This window comes from Exiguobacterium sp. s50 (genome assembly GCF_018618175.1).
In the GTDB taxonomy this organism is placed as follows: domain Bacteria; phylum Bacillota; class Bacilli; order Exiguobacteriales; family Exiguobacteriaceae; genus Exiguobacterium; species Exiguobacterium chiriqhucha.
In genome coordinates this window covers 15,141-33,592 of sequence record NZ_JACSLP010000011.1, presented here as the reverse complement: position 1 = coordinate 33,592, position 18,452 = coordinate 15,141, and the positions used below count along the sequence as shown (strand labels likewise).

18 protein-coding genes, 1 pseudogene and 2 riboswitches are annotated in these 18,452 nt (G+C 54.6%); of the genes and pseudogenes, 5 read left to right on the top strand and 14 right to left on the bottom strand.

Going from position 1 to position 18,452, the window contains the following annotated elements:
- The first annotated feature begins 15 nt into the window (after positions 1 to 15).
- Entirely contained in the window at positions 16 to 1,026 is a 1,011-nt protein-coding gene (locus KNP68_RS13440) for a tyrosine-type recombinase/integrase (protein WP_131472655.1), read from the top strand.
- 63 nt (positions 1,027 to 1,089) lie between these two features.
- Here the strand turns inward: KNP68_RS13440 and KNP68_RS13435 are convergent, their stop codons facing one another.
- The 3 genes from KNP68_RS13435 to KNP68_RS13425 form a co-directional block, all read right to left on the bottom strand.
- Complete coding sequence (locus KNP68_RS13435) at positions 1,090 to 2,232, bottom strand: hypothetical protein (RefSeq protein ID WP_131472653.1); 1,143 nt, start codon at positions 2,230 to 2,232, stop codon at positions 1,090 to 1,092.
- The gene (locus KNP68_RS13430) at positions 2,229 to 3,440 is read right to left on the bottom strand and encodes a hypothetical protein (RefSeq protein WP_131472650.1); all 1,212 of its coding nucleotides are present in this window, start codon (positions 3,438 to 3,440) and stop codon (positions 2,229 to 2,231) included. The genes KNP68_RS13435 and KNP68_RS13430 overlap by 4 nt, the downstream gene beginning before the upstream one ends.
- A 70-nt stretch (positions 3,441 to 3,510) precedes the next feature.
- Entirely contained in the window at positions 3,511 to 4,683 is a 1,173-nt protein-coding gene (locus KNP68_RS13425) for a MalY/PatB family protein (RefSeq protein WP_214799909.1), read from the bottom strand.
- A 116-nt stretch (positions 4,684 to 4,799) separates the two neighbouring features.
- Here KNP68_RS13425 and KNP68_RS13420 point away from each other — a divergent pair, with 116 nt between their 5' ends.
- On the top strand, positions 4,800 to 5,456 hold the full coding sequence (locus KNP68_RS13420) for a M48 family metallopeptidase (RefSeq protein ID WP_131472646.1): 657 nt from the start codon (positions 4,800 to 4,802) through the stop codon (positions 5,454 to 5,456).
- Between the two features lie 37 nt (positions 5,457 to 5,493).
- Here the strand turns inward: KNP68_RS13420 and KNP68_RS15210 are convergent, their stop codons facing one another.
- From KNP68_RS15210 to KNP68_RS13395, 6 genes and pseudogenes are all read right to left on the bottom strand, one after another.
- Complete coding sequence (locus tag KNP68_RS15210) at positions 5,494 to 5,796, bottom strand: methyl-accepting chemotaxis protein (protein WP_285800922.1); 303 nt, start codon at positions 5,794 to 5,796, stop codon at positions 5,494 to 5,496.
- 83 nt (positions 5,797 to 5,879) lie between these two features.
- Positions 5,880 to 6,098, bottom strand: a pseudogene (locus KNP68_RS15205) (methyl-accepting chemotaxis protein); the annotation flags it as partial.
- A 272-nt stretch (positions 6,099 to 6,370) separates the two neighbouring features.
- Positions 6,371 to 6,775, bottom strand: coding sequence for a hypothetical protein (locus tag KNP68_RS13410; RefSeq protein WP_131472642.1), 405 nt, complete (start codon positions 6,773 to 6,775; stop codon positions 6,371 to 6,373).
- 34 nt (positions 6,776 to 6,809) lie between these two features.
- Positions 6,810 to 8,066, bottom strand: a complete 1,257-nt coding sequence (locus KNP68_RS13405) for a hypothetical protein (RefSeq protein WP_131472640.1) — start codon at positions 8,064 to 8,066, stop codon at positions 6,810 to 6,812.
- An 11-nt stretch (positions 8,067 to 8,077) separates the two neighbouring features.
- Positions 8,078 to 9,370, bottom strand: a complete 1,293-nt coding sequence (locus KNP68_RS13400; RefSeq protein WP_131472638.1) for a hypothetical protein — start codon at positions 9,368 to 9,370, stop codon at positions 8,078 to 8,080.
- Between the two features lie 104 nt (positions 9,371 to 9,474).
- Positions 9,475 to 9,858 carry a DUF302 domain-containing protein gene (locus KNP68_RS13395; RefSeq protein WP_131472636.1) on the bottom strand — a complete coding sequence of 128 codons (384 nt, stop codon included), beginning with the start codon at positions 9,856 to 9,858 and terminating at the stop codon, positions 9,475 to 9,477.
- Positions 9,859 to 10,030: 172 nt separating this feature from the next.
- Here KNP68_RS13395 and KNP68_RS13390 point away from each other — a divergent pair, with 172 nt between their 5' ends.
- Positions 10,031 to 10,426, top strand: a complete 396-nt coding sequence (locus KNP68_RS13390; protein WP_131472634.1) for a Spx/MgsR family RNA polymerase-binding regulatory protein — start codon at positions 10,031 to 10,033, stop codon at positions 10,424 to 10,426.
- 27 nt (positions 10,427 to 10,453) lie between these two features.
- Here the strand turns inward: KNP68_RS13390 and KNP68_RS13385 are convergent, their stop codons facing one another.
- The 5 genes from KNP68_RS13385 to KNP68_RS13365 form a co-directional block, all read right to left on the bottom strand.
- A complete protein-coding gene (locus KNP68_RS13385) occupies positions 10,454 to 11,116 on the bottom strand; it encodes a methionine ABC transporter permease (protein WP_034777647.1) in 663 nt (220 codons plus the stop codon).
- Complete coding sequence (locus KNP68_RS13380; protein ID WP_131472632.1) at positions 11,088 to 12,122, bottom strand: methionine ABC transporter ATP-binding protein; 1,035 nt, start codon at positions 12,120 to 12,122, stop codon at positions 11,088 to 11,090. Before KNP68_RS13380 ends, KNP68_RS13385 begins: the two co-directional genes overlap by 29 nt.
- A gap of 9 nt (positions 12,123 to 12,131) precedes the next feature.
- Complete coding sequence (locus KNP68_RS13375; protein ID WP_214799907.1) at positions 12,132 to 12,953, bottom strand: MetQ/NlpA family ABC transporter substrate-binding protein; 822 nt, start codon at positions 12,951 to 12,953, stop codon at positions 12,132 to 12,134.
- 72 nt (positions 12,954 to 13,025) lie between these two features.
- Positions 13,026 to 13,130, bottom strand: a riboswitch (SAM riboswitch).
- 40 nt (positions 13,131 to 13,170) lie between these two features.
- A complete protein-coding gene (locus KNP68_RS13370; protein ID WP_214756595.1) occupies positions 13,171 to 14,187 on the bottom strand; it encodes an iron-containing alcohol dehydrogenase family protein in 1,017 nt (338 codons plus the stop codon).
- Positions 14,184 to 15,359, bottom strand: a complete 1,176-nt coding sequence (locus KNP68_RS13365) for an aminotransferase class I/II-fold pyridoxal phosphate-dependent enzyme (RefSeq protein WP_021067484.1) — start codon at positions 15,357 to 15,359, stop codon at positions 14,184 to 14,186. The genes KNP68_RS13370 and KNP68_RS13365 overlap by 4 nt, the downstream gene beginning before the upstream one ends.
- A 77-nt stretch (positions 15,360 to 15,436) precedes the next feature.
- Positions 15,437 to 15,537, bottom strand: a riboswitch (SAM riboswitch).
- A gap of 173 nt (positions 15,538 to 15,710) precedes the next feature.
- On the opposite strand from KNP68_RS13365, the gene KNP68_RS13360 reads away from it, so the two are divergent.
- Positions 15,711 to 16,811, top strand: a complete 1,101-nt coding sequence (locus KNP68_RS13360) for an AI-2E family transporter (RefSeq protein ID WP_021067485.1) — start codon at positions 15,711 to 15,713, stop codon at positions 16,809 to 16,811.
- Positions 16,812 to 17,076: 265 nt separating this feature from the next.
- Positions 17,077 to 18,321 carry an MDR family MFS transporter gene (locus tag KNP68_RS13355; protein ID WP_021067487.1) on the top strand — a complete coding sequence of 415 codons (1,245 nt, stop codon included), beginning with the start codon at positions 17,077 to 17,079 and terminating at the stop codon, positions 18,319 to 18,321.
- The last annotated feature ends 131 nt before the right edge of the window (positions 18,322 to 18,452 follow it).

Genomic DNA, 18,452 nt, shown 5'->3' with positions numbered 1-18,452 from the left:
GCAAGGAGAGATCTTTTGAGTATATTCCGCCAGCTCGGACAAGCACCGACCAAGGTCGCGACGAAACGTTTCAATTTGAGCGGCTACGAGCGCATGCCGAGCTTCATCCAGCGTTTTTTGAATCACCTGGCAGCCAAACATTATTCGGAACAGACCGCGCAGCGCTATCTGTATGACTTTCTAGATTTTTTCCGCTGGGTCGAGGCCGCCAGCGCATCTGAGGTCGACCCTTCGACGGTCGAGATTGACTCGTTCGTCGAGTTCGATCACGCGGGGGCCGAGGCGTACGCGACGTATCTCGCACTCGAGCTCGATAACGCGCCGAGCGTCATCAACCGTAAATTGTCCACGATGCAATCGCTGTTCAACCATTTGATTGAGACGGGCGTGACGGCCCACAACCCGTTCCAGGCGGTCGAGCGGCCGAAGCGTGCCAAACGCAACCCGGTCTATTTGACGGAGCAGGAGTGGCTCGACTTCTCGACGCTCGTCCGCAGCAACGTCGGCATGTCCGACCGCGAGGCGAGTTGGTACGAGCGCAACCGGGACCGCGATTTTTTGATGATTCAACTGCTTGGGTTGACCGGGATGCGCGTCTCGGAACTCGTCGGCCTCGATTGGAACGATATCGACCGCGAGAGCGGGACGATTCGCGTCATCGGGAAAGGCAATAAAGAACGGGTCATTCCGATCGCCTCCCCGCTCGAGCCGCTCCTCGACGCCTATCGACGTGACGGGTCAGGCCCGCTATTCCAATCGGAGCGAGGCAAGCGCATCTCGGTGCGGACGGTGCAACACACGTTAAAAGGCCACATCGACCGCTTGAAACCGTATTTGCCGTTCTTGACGCATAAACAGGTGACACCACACAAACTACGTCATACATTCGCCTCACGGCTCGCCATGAGCGGCATCGATGTGTTGACGATTCAACAGTTGCTCGGTCACGAATCGGTGGCGACGACGCAAGTCTATGCCCATATCGGCGACGAGAAGAAAAAACAAGCTATGATAGGTTTACGATAACTTATTATGTAAACCATTATAAAACACCTGAATCAATCACATGGATTGGTTCAGGTGTTTTCGTTATAACTGCTTCGTCGATAGGATGACAATCGTCTCATCGAGCACCGTGTAATAGGCGTCTTCGAACGTTTGCCGCTCATTTGTTTCGAGATTGAACACGGTCACGCCCCCACCTGTTCCATCTGCCGCCGACTCATGGATGAAATAGTTCGAGGCGAGCACGCGCTCGAAAGGAGCCGTGTCGAGGAAGCGGGCCCCGGTCGTCGCGTCAATCAATTCGGTATGGTCCGTTGACTCTTCCACTTTAATGAAAATAGTGGAACTGACATCGTCATACGTGAAGTCAATCGGCTCGTAGGCGCCCCAGTCGACCACCGCCACCTCGCGGAGCACGTCCGGTGCTGTCAACTCATAAATCGTCTCCTCGTTCGCCTCGTCGACGAAAGTCGAGAACCGAAGTCGCTTGTTCCGTTCACCCAAGTATTGGACCGTGTCCCCTTCCCCGTGCAGACGAATTAAGTCCTCGAACGGAATCTCATCTTGACGGGACCTAACTGCCTCGACCGCCTCGTCGAGCGAACAAATCAGAATCGCCTCCGAATGGTCGATCGAATCGTCCGGGAAGACCCGACCGTCCTCGAGTGCCTCGTAATAGGCAAACTCGTCCAAGCGGGCGTTGCAGACGATATATGGAATGCCATCGAGCTCGGTCGAGAACAGATAGAGCTCACGGAACTTACCGGCATGTCCGACGAGTCGCTCGTCACGGATTCGCTCTTGGAACGACGTCTCCGCATCATACAGCCATGCCTCATCGGTATCTCCGAAACTCGTCAGGAAGAGGAAGTAACGGTCCGCGAGAACCCAATAGAGCGTGCTGTTACCACGTTTCTCGAACGTCGCGAGCACATCTTCTCGTCCAGAGCGATAGTCGAACGCAATCAACTCCGTGCGGACGACACCCGTCCGGTCTGGTATCTCATTCAAGAAATAGACGCGGGCGTCACTGACGAACAGCTTCGAGATCCCATAGTCTTCATAGGCGCGATGACTGATCGGCGTGACGGTACCGTCCGCTTCATCATAGCGATAGATCGAGAAACTCGTCTCGCCGGTCTTCTCTCGATAGTAGATGGACGTTTCGGTGACGGCAATCAAATCCTCATGGCTGATTGGCATGGCACGTGCGTCAACGATTCTCATAGGGCACCTCTCTCATAGGAAGATTCAACCGGCTCGACGGTGACGATGCCGGGTGGTCGTTTCGGGAATGAAATCCGCAAATGGGCGAACTCAATGATGGATTGGTGAGGATCGGTCTTCTCGACCCAACGGACGCGTTGGCGGTTCGCCAAGGCGTGGCCAATCTTTTCTTCAATTTGGAACTGGGAAATGCCACGATAGGCGACTTCTTGGATATAGGTCGATTCATCAAGCTCGAACTGTTGCCAAATGCCCATCACGAGCTGTCCGAGCGAGGAGACCCGCCGCTCAGGCAAACGGACCGTCCGGAGCGTCTGTTCCACTTCCTTCAAACATTCGAGCGGGTCGTCCGCGACGGCAAACAGTCGCTTAGCCGAGTTGTTCATGACCCGGTAACGTCGTTTCCCGCTCTCGAGCCGAAGCACTTGCGCATAGGGTTCGACCGGCACCCCATGAAAGAACGTATCGGTCCCACCCCAGGAAAAGCCGAAGGCGGGATCGAATTTCTGAATCGTGTTCATGAAGGCGAGCATGAAATCCTCGACCTCGCGACGCTCAAGCCGTATCCATTCGGCGAGCGCGAGGGTGCCGCGGTCCTTTTTGATGCGATGCACCGGGAAGAACAGGTCCCCTTCGGCCAGTCGATGCGGTTTGAGCTCCGTCCCGTCGGCGCGATAGTCCGTCGCCGGACGGCCGCTCCGGCCCGCATAGATAATCCATTCGTCCTCGGTGCTTTCGAACGCGTAGGCTTGGTGCGCCCAAGGTGGTGTCACATATAGGGCCGGATACTCTTCATACGTCTCGAGGTGCAGATAGGAGCGGTCGGTCCACAGTTGCGCGAGCAAGCGCACGATTTCTCCCGTCTCTGATTCTTTCGGTGCGATATAGTTGCCGGTATTGCCGATATACGTCAAGACATGGAAGTCATAGGCGTGATACAAGTGTCGGACGATGCGCTCGAACACGGCGGCAATCATCCGTTCGAACAGCGGATGGTCCTCGTTCCGGTCGACCGATGTCGCATCGACCGTGCACATGAGCCACCCCATGCGGACGTACAGGCGAATCCGGAGCGGATACGAGATCAATGGGGATGATGACGCATGAATCTCCGTCAGACCGAGGTTGGCCATGTTCTCGACTTGTAACGTGAATCCGCTACGCCTCAGTTGTTCCTCCATCTTCTTTTTCCAATTGATCGTCTCCATTCGCATTCACTCGCTTTCCGTGGCCATCGTTCTCGTGTGGCTCATTGTGAAATTTTTCCCGTTTCTTGATTCATACAAACGCCTTTCCGTCAGCATGTTCGGTGAGACGCTGAAGCGCCTCATCAACGATAGCGCGCGACGTCCCGAAATTGAGGCGTTCGAACGTCTCGCCCGACTCCCCGAACGGGTGACCTGGCGACAAGAACAGACGGACTTCCTCGTGCAACCACTTCTTCCGCGGTTCCGTTTCGAAATTGAGCGCCTTGAAGTCGATCCAGAGGAGATAACTCGCCTCAGGCATGTACGTCTTCAATTGGGGCAGCTCTTCCTGGAACCGCTCGACGAGGTACGTCGCCTGCTCCTCGAGTTCGGCCGTCAATTGGTCGAGCCAACGCTCGGCCCGTGAGTCGGAATAGGCGGCGATGATGGCCGTGTTCGCGAACGGTGTCGGTAACACATGGTGTTTGTTTTGGACTTGGATAATCCGTTTTCGCATCGCATCGTCCGGACAGATGATGTACGACGCGAACAGCCCCGCGATATTGAACGCCTTCGACGGTGCACTCACCGTGATGACCGAGTCATCGAGGCGATTGAGGGCGGTATGCCGTTGTGACGGATAGGTCAAGTCGGCATGAATTTCATCGGCGACGAGGATGACGTCATGGCGACGTGCCAGCTCGACGACTTGCTTCAGCTCGGACTCGGTCCATACCTGTCCGACCGGGTTGTGCGGCGAGCAGAGCAAGAACAACTTCGCCTTCTGCATCTGTGTCTCGAGCGCGTCAAAGTCCATCTCGTAGCGACCATCGACTTGACGGAGCGGAGCGTCGAGCAACTCCCGTTTCAACCCGGTGACCAGTTCATGAAATGGCGGATAGACGGGCGACTGGATGACGACCCCATCCCCTTCCTCCGTCAACGCCTCGACGATATGCGTCAATCCCGGTACGACGCCACTCGAGAACAAGACGTGATCGGCATCGACCTTGAGCCCGTGACGACGGTCATACCAAGAACTCACGGCTGCTTGCGCCTCTCTCGAGAACAATGTGTACCCGAACTCTCCTGTCGCGGCCCGTGCCGTCAGCGCCTCCGAGATGGACGGTGCCGTGCGGATATCGATGTCTGCGACCCACAGCGGCAAGACGTCATCTGTCAAATGGAACCAGCGGTCGAGCCCGTCCCATTTCACCGAATCCGTTCCCGTCCGGTCAAGCGATTGATGTAAGATTGATTTCATGTTCATCCCTCCTACTCCTACTGTAACAAAAAACGAGCGTTCGAGTCCGCAAAACGATGGCGGATTCGAGACGCGTCGGCTATAATCGACCGAGATACTTCAAGGAGGTGAACCCGATGACCGTGACCGTCATCCGCCATAAACGCCGGAAACGGGCGGCTTTCTTCGTGACGCCGGACGGCATCGAGCTGCGGATTCCAGCTAGGCTCCCGAACCGAGTCGTCGAGACAATATTGACGGAACATGCCGGCTGGATCGAAGATCGCCTCGCGGCACTGCCCAAGCGTGACGTCTTACCAGCCGACAGACTGCTTTTGCACGGAGAGACGTTTTCGCTCGTGAAAAGCAATACCGAGACAAGGTTCCGCTTCGACGGCGAAAACTTTTACTGTCCTGCGAAGTGGGACGAATCATCGCTTCGGAAAGCGTACGAGGTCTGGCTACGAGAACGGGCCCTCGCTTATGTGATGGAAAGGTCCCCCCACTATGAACGTCAACTTGGTGTGAAGGCGGAACGAATCCGCATCGGCCACCAAAAGACGCGCTGGGGGTCATGCAGCTCGACCGGGACGATCTCGATCAACGTCCGGCTCATGCTCGCCCCGCAGGACGTCATGGATTATGTCATCGCCCACGAATGGGTCCATCTCGTTCATTTCGACCACTCGAAAGCGTTCTGGTCGAAGCTTGCGTCAGTGTATCCAAACGTCGCCGGCGCGATGGCCTGGTTGAAACAGCATGGCCATACGCTGCAAATCAAAAAAACCAATTGAACGTGTCCCTTGTCAGGAGGCATGTCCGATTGGTTTTTTAAATGGCGGAAGTGAACCGCTCGGCTGTGCCGTTCAGCGATTCGGCCGACTGTTCGATATGCTCGAACCGCTCAAGCGTCTGTTCCATGATGCGGACACTCTCTTGAATGTCTGTACTGGAGCGGGATACGCCGTCGACGATTGAGACGAGCTCTTTGTTCATCCCGTCCGTGTTCGCGCGCACTTCGATGACGGCGCGTTCGACGAGACGTGACAGGTTCCGGACCTCGGTCGCGACGACGTTGAAGCCGAGACCGTGCTCACCTGCCCGTGCGGCCTCGATGGCGGCGTTGAGCGACAACAAGTTCGTCTGGGCGGCATTTTGACGACGCCGACGACTTCATCCTGTTCATAGATTGGCATATAGGTCGCTTCGAGCCAAATTGAATCACCGCGGGCGTCGATGCGCTCGATTTTGTCGGCCGAACTGAAGCCGTCGAACAGCTTGTTCCAAAACGCTTGATAGTCCGGACTGCTGACGAAACTTGGCGTGCAGAACAAGTGATGGTGCATCCCGATAATTTCGTCACGTTTATATTTCATTGCCTTGGAGAAGAGGTCGTTCACATCGACGACGCGTCGTTGACGGTCGAATCGGATCATCGCCACGTTGGCCTCGAGGGCACGGAGCACCTCAGGGGATGAGAGGCTAGCAAACTTTGTCAGTTCCATTCCGATTATTCCTACCTTCTTTTCTCGATTTCCTTTAGTGCTTTATTCCTGGAATGTAGCGGAATTCTAGTGTACCCTGTGCGAAAATTCCTGAATAGCGTCGGTTTTTGAAATCGAGTCAATATCTTGAATTTGAAGTGTTTTCCAGTTGGTTCACTGCTAAGTCCATGAACAAAGGACCCGTGCCATGCACGGGTCCCCTATCATTCCTGGTCATCGAATATTGATTTGAACAGCGTGACTTGGTCGGCCGTGAGTTCACCCCGGCTGTCCTTTGGATCGATGCCGCCGATTATCTGTTCTTCGTACCAAATCCCGAAGTCGAGTGAACGTTCTGGCGCATCGTTCGGCGTGAACACGAACGTCGCTTTCACATCCGGTTCCCGCTCGATCGGGACGGGCTGGTCTTCCCACTCGACTTCCTCCGTCGTTCGATCAAGCTCGGCATTCGTCTCAGCGTCGGTAATGGTGCGTGTCGGCCCGTATTCCCCATCAGTATGTATCGTATGGTACTCGATACGAGACGGATCCACGTCTTCCTCGCTACTCGCACAACCTCCAAGCAACAGTCCCGCGCAGATGACATATCCAACTAACATGCGTTTCAACAGAACATTCCTCCTCGATTTACAACCAATCCGTTCATTCGAAAGCCTGTGGGAATAACTCTTGGAACGTCTCCGCCCCAGCGCTCGACAGTTTGAACACTTCCCCGGACTTCACGTCTTTCACGAAGACATCGACTTTCTTCGACCGTTGCTGGTAACTGACATCGAACTGTTGACCGAGATTCCCGTGCAACAGCGTCAAATACTTATAGTCTTCCGTCTCACCACTCTTCGTCGACGGGCGCGCGGTCTCGATGGCTTCGATCAATCGATCATACGCCTCGCCTCTAACATTCACCGCATCAGGGTAAGGGAGCGGGACTTCGCGGTGATACGGATACTGATGGAGGTAAGCGACCGCTATCTCGTCTAGATCTGCAGGATCTGTAAGGAGAGGGCTCGTTCGATAGCGCATCGACACGGTTTTTGTTACGTTTTGTCCGTCCACGTCAATCGTGAGGTCATATAGCGGATAAGGTGTCATCGGTTCCATCGTGCCACCGTTATGGATTCGACGGAAGGTTAAACTGTCAGCCCCGTTGAGCAAATCGGCATCTTGTAAAATGGAGGAGGAATAGCGAGCCTTGTCTCCACCATAAGACTGGAGCAGATGAGGCATGTTCGTGGCCTTATCTCGTCCTAATGCGATAAACACATCGGACGGTCTAAGGTTCGGCAAAAAGTGGAAGAATGGGTTAAAGTAGCCCCCTTCTTCAATCCCAATCTCAACCGTGCCGCTAAATCCAGGCGAAATCCTCATAAGTGTGACCGGATACGGTTCCATGTCTTGTCCATTGTCATAGAAGGCGTCCGGCTTATGTAACGCAGCCCGTTCATTTGCGGTCGCGATATGGACGGTCGGAAGGAACGAAATCTCCGTGCCGACCTCGTCTTTCAAGTAGGCAGGTCTTTCTGCAAGCTCGACGGCCCCGTACCCTTCCATCCCGTCCATCCGGTCTGATTTACAGAGCGCATAGATTGTATCCCCCTCGACATAGGTCACTTCATTAAAACTATATCCATAATAGTCATCATTCATAAGCGGGGCCCGGGTCGCATACGCCATCCCGAGGATTGAAAACGTCTCTCCATCTAGTTCGGTCAGTCGTTCCTTGTCTTCACATTGGTTCAAAATTGTTTCGGCATCCACTACAGGCTCTTGACTGTTCAACGTAACCCGTTCGGCTTGCCAGTGCTCCTCGATATGGCCATAGCGGACGACGTCCACGTCTTCCGAGCAGCCTGCCGTCAACCATAACAGTGACAATGACATCAACGCTCGTTTCTTCATGTTCAAGCCACTCATTTCTTCTTCAAGTCAGGGAAGTAGGACAAGAACGTCTCGGCCCCTTCGCTCGTCAGTTTGTACGTCTCGTCGGTCGAGCGGTCGGTCACGTAAATATCCATCTTTTTCGAGCGCTGTTTATACGTCACCTCGAACTCTTGTCCCTTGTGTCCATCGACGATTGTTAGAAGCGGATAGTCGCCTTCATCACCTTGACGCTTCGTCGGTTCAGCGGAATCGATTGCTTGGACGAGGTCATCCATATCGTTCCCCGCTGCTTTTAAAAGAACCGGGTATGACAACGGAGATTCCGGGTTGAACGGCTGTTGATGAAGATAAACGAGTGGACCGACCACAAGTGGCATGTAGTCTTCGTCGGGGTGTGTCTCGAGCTGCTTTCGTTCCGCTGTCGATAATAAGTCAGAGGTGCGGTATGTGAACGTCATCGTCTCATTGACGACTTTTCCGTCACGAGTATAGGTGAACTCATACAATGGATAAGTCTGGTCCGGGATGAGCTCCGTCTCGAGGGGGAGGCGCTCGACGCTCAACGCTTCATATGTAAGCCCTTCTGCGGTTTGGTCAATCATCGACTCGAGTGGAGTCACCGAGAAATAAAGGTCCGCAAACATGAGCAGCAAATACGGTTTCTCAGTAATCGTGTCGTAACCGATCGCTACTTTGATGTCTTTCATGCTGGCCATCGACGGATCGAACGAGAACAACGGATATGGACTCGGCATTCCCCCGATTTCTACTTCAATCTCACCGTACAGAGCCGGGGAAAAGGCGACGAGCGTTTCGAGGAACGGTTCAATCCGGTTGCCTGACTCGTTCAATTCATCGGCATCCCGTAAGGCGGTTTTGGCGGACTTATCGGCCGGACCGACGATTGGATAACGACCGATCGGTGTCCCCGTTGATACGTCCACATCGTCAGGGAACGACTCGATCACTTCCGCCGAGAAGCGGTTCGAGACCGTGTCACGACAAAGCACATAATTCTCATCCCCTTTCATATATGATACGGCCTTGAACGCATACTCCTCACCCGTGTCCGTCATCGGATAGCGGTTCGCCACGATCGTATCGAACACAATCAAGTCGCCTTCCAGCTCGGTCGTCAACTTACCGCTACAGGCTTCAAGCGTCTCGTCGGCTGAATGAAGGGAAATCAACTCCTCCTTGGCATACTTACTGACGGTCCAATGCGCGTCGACGTAAGACAAGTTTACGACGTCCGGCTTTTCCCCACCGCAACCAACCAATAAGCCTGTGGATAGTACAAATAAACCGACTAACTTTTTCAAATCATCCGCCCCTCACCATTTATTTGTACCAATTTTACCATTATATTACTTTAGGAGGGAACACGAAAAAAACCGTCCGACGACCTGGACGGGTTCAATGACCGTTACACAGTTTTATCGATGGCTCGGGTCAATCTCGTCTCGACATCGCGTGCCACAGCTTGGAGCGACTCATCCTCGATCAGTTCGATCAGTTTCGTCGGCTTTGGCATCCCGACATGGGTCGACCCGTCTTTCGTGAAGACGGCGAGCTTGCATGGGAGGAAATAACCGCCTTCCCGGTGCGCCGTGATGACTTTTTTCGCTTCTTTTGGATTGCACACTTCGAGGATGCGGTAGTCTCCATCAATCGCTTGGCCTTTCTCTTCGAGCGTCTCACTCAAATTGAAGTCCCAAAGCACCCCGAACTCTTCCTCTTTGAGCGTCGTTTTCAGCTTCTCGACGACCGCTTCGACCGTCTGATCGGTCTTGACCGTGTAATCAAACATGTGAACCCCTCCTAAGATGTAGTCTCTCTCGTCTTGTACCCGAAGTGAGGACCGACAAATCGTCTGTTCGGTCGAAAAAAGTATATGTGATTTGAAACATATTCGATGTCCGTCACGTATGTATGAGAGAAAATAAAGAAGTCCATACTTACGTAAAGGAGAAGTGGTTGCCGTGACGGTCACCGTATTCACACATACAAGCTGCAGTTCTTCCCGTAAGACGATCGATTGGTTACGTGAGCAGAACATCCCGTTCATCGAGAAGAAATTGACCGACCAAGGGATGTCGTTCACCGAGTTCAAAGACATGCTCCGCCTCACCGAGAACGGGACGACCGACCTGTTGTCCGTTCAAAAGAGCGTGTACAAACAAGCGGCGGATCACCTTGACGAGATGTCGCTCCGTGAGCTGTACAGCTTCGTGGCGTCGCATCCCCAGATTTTGAAGAGTCCGATCGTCGTCGACGACAATCGGATTCAAATCGGGTTCAGCGAGAAAGAGATTCGTACGTTCATCCCGCGCCATGACCGCATTGCCGAATTGAAACGATTGCTCGACAACAAGTAAGAGCCCTGCCGAAGCAGAGCTCTTTTCTTATGCCTTCTTGAGTCGGGCCGCCAAGCGGTTGCCGAACGACTGAATCGATTGGACGAGTAGAATCAAGACGAAGATGGTCACGTACATGACCTCCGGCTCGAATCGAAGATGCCCGTATTGATAGGCGATATCGCCGAGTCCGCCTGCCCCGACGAGTCCTGCCATCGCGGTCGCCCCGATCAAACCGATCGTCGCAATCGTCAGACCGAGCACGATTGAAGAGCGGGCCTCCCGGATCAACACGTACCAGATGATTTTCCGGGTCGAGATGCCCATCGCTTCATACGCCTCGACGACCCCGCGGTCGACCTCGAGCAGCGCCGACTCCATGAGCCGCGCGATATACGGCGCCGTGAACACGATGAGCGGCAACAGCACGCCTTGGACGCCGATTGTTGTTCCCATGATGAAACGGGTGAACGGGAGGATGAAGAATAAGAGAATGATGAATGGGATTGAACGGACGACGTTGATGACGCTCGACAAGATGCCGTAGAAATAACGGTTGGCGAGCCGCCCGTTCGGTCGCGTCAAGACGAGGAGCGTCCCGAGCGGCAGTCCGATCAACGTCGAGATGACGAGTGCGATGCCGGTCATCGTGAGCGTCTGAATCGTCCCCGTCCAAATCAAGTCACCCCAATTTTCCCAAAACTGAAGCATAGTTCGTCACCTCCTTCACTTTCACACCGCTCGCCTCTAAGAAGCGGACGGCTTGGTCGGTCTGGCCCTCATCGCCGTCCAAATGGACGAGTAGATTACCGACGAGACCTCCTTTAAGCTTTTTGATGCCGCCCCCGATGATGTTCGGCAGCAAGCCGAACCGTTTCGTCAATTGGGCGAGCACGGCCTGTTCACTTTGATGGCCGATGAACGACAAGTTGACGAGCGTCCCGTGCGTGCTCAATTCTTCGACGACCTCTTTCGGGACATCGAGGTTCGTCTTCAAGAACTTGCGCGTCGTCGCATGCTGCGGGTCCGAGAACACGTCGAGCACGTCCCCTTCTTCGATGATCCGGCCGGCCTCGATGACCGCGACCCGGTCGCAGATGCGCTCGATGACTTCCATCTCGTGGGTGATCAAGAAAATCGTCAGCCCGAGCTCGCGATTGATGTCGAGAAGCAGGTCGAGAATCGACTCGGTCGTCTCCGGGTCGAGCGCGCTCGTCGCCTCGTCGCTGAGCAGGATGTCCGGCTCATGTGCGAGGGCGCGGGCGATGGCGACACGTTGCTTCTGTCCGCCCGAAAGTTGCTCCGGATAATGTTTCCGATGATCCGTCAATCCGACGATGTCGAGGTACTTGTCGACGCGTTCGCGGATTATCCGCTTATCGAGTCCTTCGAGACGGAGCGGGATGGCGACGTTCTCTTCGACGGTCGCCGTCTTGAGCAGGTTGTAATGTTGGAAGATCATCCCGATGCGATGACGTAGCTTCGAGAGCCCTCGTTTGTCGAGCTTCGTGACGTCCTGTCCTTCGATTTCGACCTGGCCCGACGTCGGGCGTTCGAGCAGGTTGATCATGCGGATGAGCGTGCTCTTTCCTGCCCCGCTTCGGCCGATGATGCCGAAGATCTCGCCTTTCTCGATGGTGAGCGAGACGTCGTCGAGTGCGGTGACAGCACCTTTATTTACCGTGAACGTCTTCGTGATTCCTTTAAGTGCGATCATAGGCCCTCCTTAAAACGCCGGGACGATTGAGCCGTCGAACGTCTCTTCGATGAACGTCCGGACCTCGTCCGAGTGATAATACAATTTGAGCGTCGCGACGACTTCGTCATCCTTGTTGTCGGTACGGACGACGACGTAGTTCGGATACGGGTTGTCGACCGTGTCTTCATGGAACAAGGCGTCCTCGTTGATCGACAGGCCGGCACCCATCGCGAAGTTCGTGTTGATGGCAGCGAGTGCGACTTCCGGGAGCTGGGTCGGGAGCTGCGACGCCTCGAGTTCGATGAATTCAAGGTTGAGCGGGTTCTCGGCGATGTCACGTTTTGTCGCCTTGTCTGTCAATCCTTCTTTGAGCGTGATGAGTCCCGCTGTCTCATAGAGACGGAGCGCGCGTAGCTCGTTCGCCGGGTCGTTCGGGACGGCGACCTTGTCACCTTCTTTCAAGTCCTCGATGTCGGTCAATTTCTCTGAGTAGAGACCCATCGGGAAAGCGACGGTCTTGAACACGTCGTCGATTTTATAGCCTTTATCGGACTTTTGCAGTTCTAGGAATGAGAGCGTCTGATAACTGTTCACGTCGAGGCTGCCCTCGGCGAGCGCCGTGTTCGGCGTATTATAGTCGTTGAACACTTTGATATCGAGTTCGAGGCCGTCTTCGGCCGCGAGTTCTTTCACTTTCTCGGCGATCTGTTGGTGCGGCCCGCCCGTGACGCCGATCGTGAGCGACTCCGTGCTGAGCGCCTCGCTCGCGTCCGATTGTCCGCATGCTGAGAGCGCGATGGCGGCGAGTAGTGATGTTCCTGCAAGTACTGTTTTCTGTTTGATGTTCATTTGTTTTCCTCCTCCAAAATGAAAGCCCGCTACTCATTCAGAGTGGCGGGCACGACAAGTCAAAGTCGGACACGCTCATCTCCCAGACGATTTCGTCTGTTGGAATTAGCACCATGATCATTACGATCTGGTTGCCGGGTTTCACAGGGCCAGTCCCTCCACCACTCTTGATAAGCAATCGGTCTATTAAGTTGTTATCATCTTACTTTTAATTCTTTTAATTGTAAATAGATAATTGTAAATTTTCAAAAATTATTTTCAGAAAATTTTTATCGAGCGGTTCCGGCAACTGTTGCAGCTCGGTCTCCGTCATGACGGAGTCGACGAGGACCGGGATATGCTCAAATCCGACCCCGAGCGTCTCGAGCGTCGTCGGGGCACCGAACCGTTTCAACCAAGCTTCCAAATACGGAGCATCGGCCGAGCGCCGCAAGCGCTCTTGGATGATCAGGCCGAAGCCGACCTTGTCTCCGTGCAAGAATGAGTGGGTCGACTCGAAGCGGCTGAGCGCATTATGGACCGCATGGCCCACGGCGACGCGTGTCCCGGCGTCACCAAATCCACCGACGGCGCCGCCGATGGCGAGCACGTGATCGACCGCGAAGCGGACGTCGTCACTATACGACTCAAAAGCGTGCTCGCTCAATTCAAGTTCGACGAGACGCCCGCACTGCTCGGCCAAGACGAGTCCGGTGTTGACGCCGGCGTCAGCTGAGCTGTCACCACTCAAATAACGGGCCTCGTAAAACTTCGCGACCGTGTCGATGACACCTGCCCGAAAGTATTCATATGGTGAGCGCGAGATGACCCGTGAGTCAACGATGACCCGTTCGATGACGACGCGGAACATGTCGTAGCGGTCGTAGCTCCCGTCCTCCTGATAGACGACGCTGAGCGGTGTGAACGCCGCACAGTTCGAGGCGAGCGTTGGGACGACGATGAGCGGGACGTTCCGTTGATAGGCGACGAGTTTGGCCGTATCGACGAGCTTGCCACCTCCGACGGCGATTAACACGTCGGCGTCCAACGGTTTGAGCCGTTTGACTTCCGAGTCCGTGCACTCCCCGCTGAACCTTGTTGCCGGATAGTCCGCGATGGCCGGAAAGATGGCTCGGACGACGTCATACCCTTTCTGACCGTGCAGGACGTGGGCACGGCGGCCGTCGACTAAGTCATCAAGACGGTCGAGCGCGTCATCGGCGTGGTCATATTCAAGGACGGCCTGACGAATCATGCGCGCACCTCCTCATAGGCGGCAAACAACCGCTCGATTCGTTCGACGGCCTCGTCAATCTTCGGTTCCGGTGAGACGAGGCCGAAGCGGACGTATCCGTTCCCTTCCGAACCGAAGAAATAGCCCGGGGTGACGGCGACACCGGCTTCATGCAGCAGTTTCCGCGAGAACGACTTGGCATCACCCTCAGGCACTTTCGCCCAGACGAAGAACGAGCCTTCCGGCGGTTCGACGGCCCAGCCGGCCCGGTTCAACCCGTCGATCAGGCGATCACGCCGTGCCTCGTACAGTCGTGCCAAGTCATCGCGAATGGTACGGGGCGCCTCGAGCGCAGCGACAGCCGCCGCCTGGATGGCCGAGAACACGCTGACGTGGACGTGGTCCTGATACGTGTTGATCGCCTCGATGATGTCCGCGTTCCCGACGGCGAAGGCGACGCGCCAACCGGACATGTTGAACGCTTTCGACATCGTATATACCTCGATGCCGACTTCTTTCGCCCCTTCCGCCTGCAGAAAGCTAGGCGGGACATGGCCATCGAATCCGATGCTGCCATATGCGAAATCGTGGACGACCATCAAGTCCCGCTCCCGGGCGAAACGGACGGTATCGTCAAAGAAAGCGGGTGAGGCGACGGCTCCGGTCGGATTGCTCGGGTAGTTCAAATACATGAGTCTTGCATCTTGCGTATCGAGCGTCTCATAGTCCGGCAAGAAGCCGTTCTCTTCCCGGAGGACGAGGTCACGGACGACGGCACCGGCGAGGCGTGCCCCCGAGATGTAATCAGGATAGCCGGGATTCGGTAGCAAAATTCCGTCGCCAGGTTCGAGTACGCATTGCGGCAACGTGATGAGACCAGATTTTGAGCCGATGAGAATCGCTACTTCTGTCTCGGGATCAAGTTCGACTCCATACTCATTCAAATAGAACGTCGCCACTGCTTGCTTCAGGCGGGCCTGACCGCGGAACGGACCGTATTGATGGGTCGAGGCGTCGAGGAGCGCCGTCTGAAGCGCGTCACAGATTGGCTCAGGCGTAGGCAGGTCAGGCGTCCCTTGTCCGAGTCGGATGATGTCGCGGCCGGCTTGTTCGAGTTCGGCCACCTCGTTCGCGAGTCCGACGAAATGTTGAGGTGGTAACGTTTTAAGTAGATGTGAGCGTCTGTCAGTCATGAATAGTCCTCCTATGCAAAAAACACCCCTTTCCGCGGAAAGGGGTGTCGAGATACGGACGTATTCAAACAACCACCTTTCCATCTCTCAAGGTCACCTTGCTGGAATTAGCACAGTATTGAATCAATCTGTTGCTGAAGCTTCATCGGGCCAGTCCCTCCGCTTCTCTTGATAGAAAGTGTTTTATATGCGATTTGTCTTTTTGTAATATGTCACTTAGTTAACCAAACGTTACCAATCTTGTCAATCCTTTTTTGAAAATGAGCATGTCCTCTTGAATCCCGATAAAAAAACGTTCATAGTGAAAGTGAACGTTATTCTACAAAATTTAAAACATGAGGGGATGGACCTTTGGAATTAAACCGTCAATTGATTTGGAAGTTGAGCGTGATCGGCCTGATCCTGCTCGTGCTCTGGAAAGTCATCAGCGAACCGGATACGATTTCGCAGATGATGCATTATACGTTCCAGTTGCTGACGCCGATTATTATGGGAATCGCCATCGCGCTGCTCCTGAATACCGTCCTGTCCTATATAGAAGAACGGTTTCAACTAAAACGATATCAAGGCTTGCTGATCGTCTATATCATCTTTATCGGGATTCTCGTCATATCTGCGGTGACGCTGTTCCCACGCATTTATTCGAGCCTCGCCTCGCTCATCGAGGAACTCCCGTCCTATATCCGGCAAATCGACGGGTATCTGTCACAGTTGAACACGTATTTGAAAGAGTATAACGCGACAGTCGCCCAGGCCATCGATTTCAGCCGGTTCGAGGAGCGCTACTCGGGCTGGGTCGAGACGGCCGTCTTGTCGTCGGTCAGCTACGTGTCGAGCTTCACGATGACGCTCATTAACTTCTTGATTGGGATCGTCATCTCGATTTATCTTTTAAAAGACAAAGAGATTTTTGCCCGCATGTTCAAGCGGCTGTTGTATGCGATGTTCCCGGTCGCGTCAGCCAAGACGACGATCGACATCTTCCAAGAGATGGATTACATCTTTAAACGCTATATCATCGGGAAGTCGCTCGACTGCCTCATCATCGGGGTGCTGGCCGTCGCCGGTCTGTTGATTATCGGGGCGCCATACGCGCTTCTCCTCGGCGTCATCGTCGGTGTCTTGAACTTCATCCCGTACGTCGGGCCGCTGCTCGGGATGATCCCGGCGTTCATCATCACCTACTTCTATGACCCGTTCACGGCGCTCATCGTCCTCTTGTTCATCTTCTTGTTGCAACAATTCGACGGACTCTGGCTCGGGCCGAAGATTCTCGGCGACAGCGTCGGCATCACGCCGTTCTGGGTCATCACGTCGATCATCATCGGCGGCAGCCTGTTCGGCCTCGTCGGGATGTTCATCAGCGTGCCGGTCACGGCGATGATTCAAGTCGTGTTCTCGCGCTTGATCGACTACCGGCTCAGTCGCAAGAACTTGAATGAATTGTTATGACACATTGACGATTTAGGTTGACACATTTCACAGAAATATCATAATCTTGAAGAGAAGACAGTCCAATGCAGAAAGGAGAGGTACCGATGTCAGTCATTCAACGCTCGCACGTCCAAGTCCATATTGACCGGCAGGCGCCTCTCCGTGATTTGAATCCGTGACGTTCGCCCGCCTTCCGAGGCATGTCTAAGATCGTAGGGACGCGTATGCCTTTGTGCATGCTGCGTCCCTTTTTACATTCCAATAATTAAAGCAGGTGAACCTAATGATTCAATCACTCAAACGACTCGACCGCAATATTTGGATCCGCTTCCTCGGGGAGACGATCACCGGCGTCATGATGTTCATGATCGCGCCGTTCCTTGTCCTCTATTACAGCGACAAGCTCGACAGTTATATCCAGGTCGGTGTCATCATGGCGACCGGTCCGATCATGGCCCTCATCGGTTCGGTCGTCGGCGGACGGCTCGCAGATTTGTATGGCCGTAAACCGATCATGATGATCGCCATCCTCGGCGACGCGCTCGCGCTCGTAGGTTTCGCGTTCGCCGAGACGTTTTGGCCGCTCCTCCTTTTGAACGCCATGCTCGGCTTGACGAACTCGTTGTTTCATCCGGCCGCGAGCGCGATGGTGGCGGACGTGACCGAGCCCGAACAGATGAACGAGGCGTTCGGCCTGTTGCGGATGGGCCATAACATCGGGGCGGCGCTCGGCCCGCTCCTCGGCAGCGCCGTCCTGTTCATCGACCGGCAGTATATCTTCTTCTCGGCGTCATTCGTCTTTATCCTTTATGCGCTCGTCCTCGGCCGCTTCATCCGGGAGTCGCTCCCGGAGACGACCGAGGCCGATACACCGTCTAACCGGGACGTCCTACGGGTGTTCTATAACGATAAGGTGTTCCTCGTCTTCATCTTCGCCGGTGTGTTCATCTCGATGGGCTTCTCGCTCATCGAGAGCATGTTGCCGCTGTTCTTGCGCGAGTCGATGCCGTCGTTCACCGACCGTGAGAATCCGTTCGCCTATATGCTCGCCTTGAACGGCATCATGGTCGTGTTGTTCCAGTTCCCGATTGCCTCGAAACTCGGGCGCAAGCCGTTCGGCAACGTCATGCTCGCCGGGGCGACCATCTTCGGGGTCGGCATGATCCTGATCGCGGTCATGCCGCGTCTCCTCTACTCCCTCGGGACACCGTACCTCGTCCTCGTGAGCGTCTTGCTCGCGGTATACGCGTTCTATACGCTCGGTGAGATGATCATGTCCCCGGTCCAACAGACGTTCATCGCCTTGATCGCTCCGGAGAATATGCGTGGGGCCTATAACGGGGCCGCCAGTATCCAATGGTTGATCGGCGGGGTGACGGCTCCAATCATGGCGAGCCTATTCTTCGATCAGCGGGCCGGACATATCGCCTTGATTCTCGTCGGGGCGGCCAGTTGTGTGTCAGGCCTCATCTACTGGCAGCTCGGACGTCGCGTCAGTGCGGCCGAAGCGAAACAAAAGACGGCTTGACCTATATAAATCACACTGAACCTAGTCGTTTAGTGTGATTTTTTAATTCGTTGCAAATTCGTTAAATTTTGAATATTTGCTTCTATTATTCTTTACAAACATAATGATTCTTTTTATGATAATACGGTTAA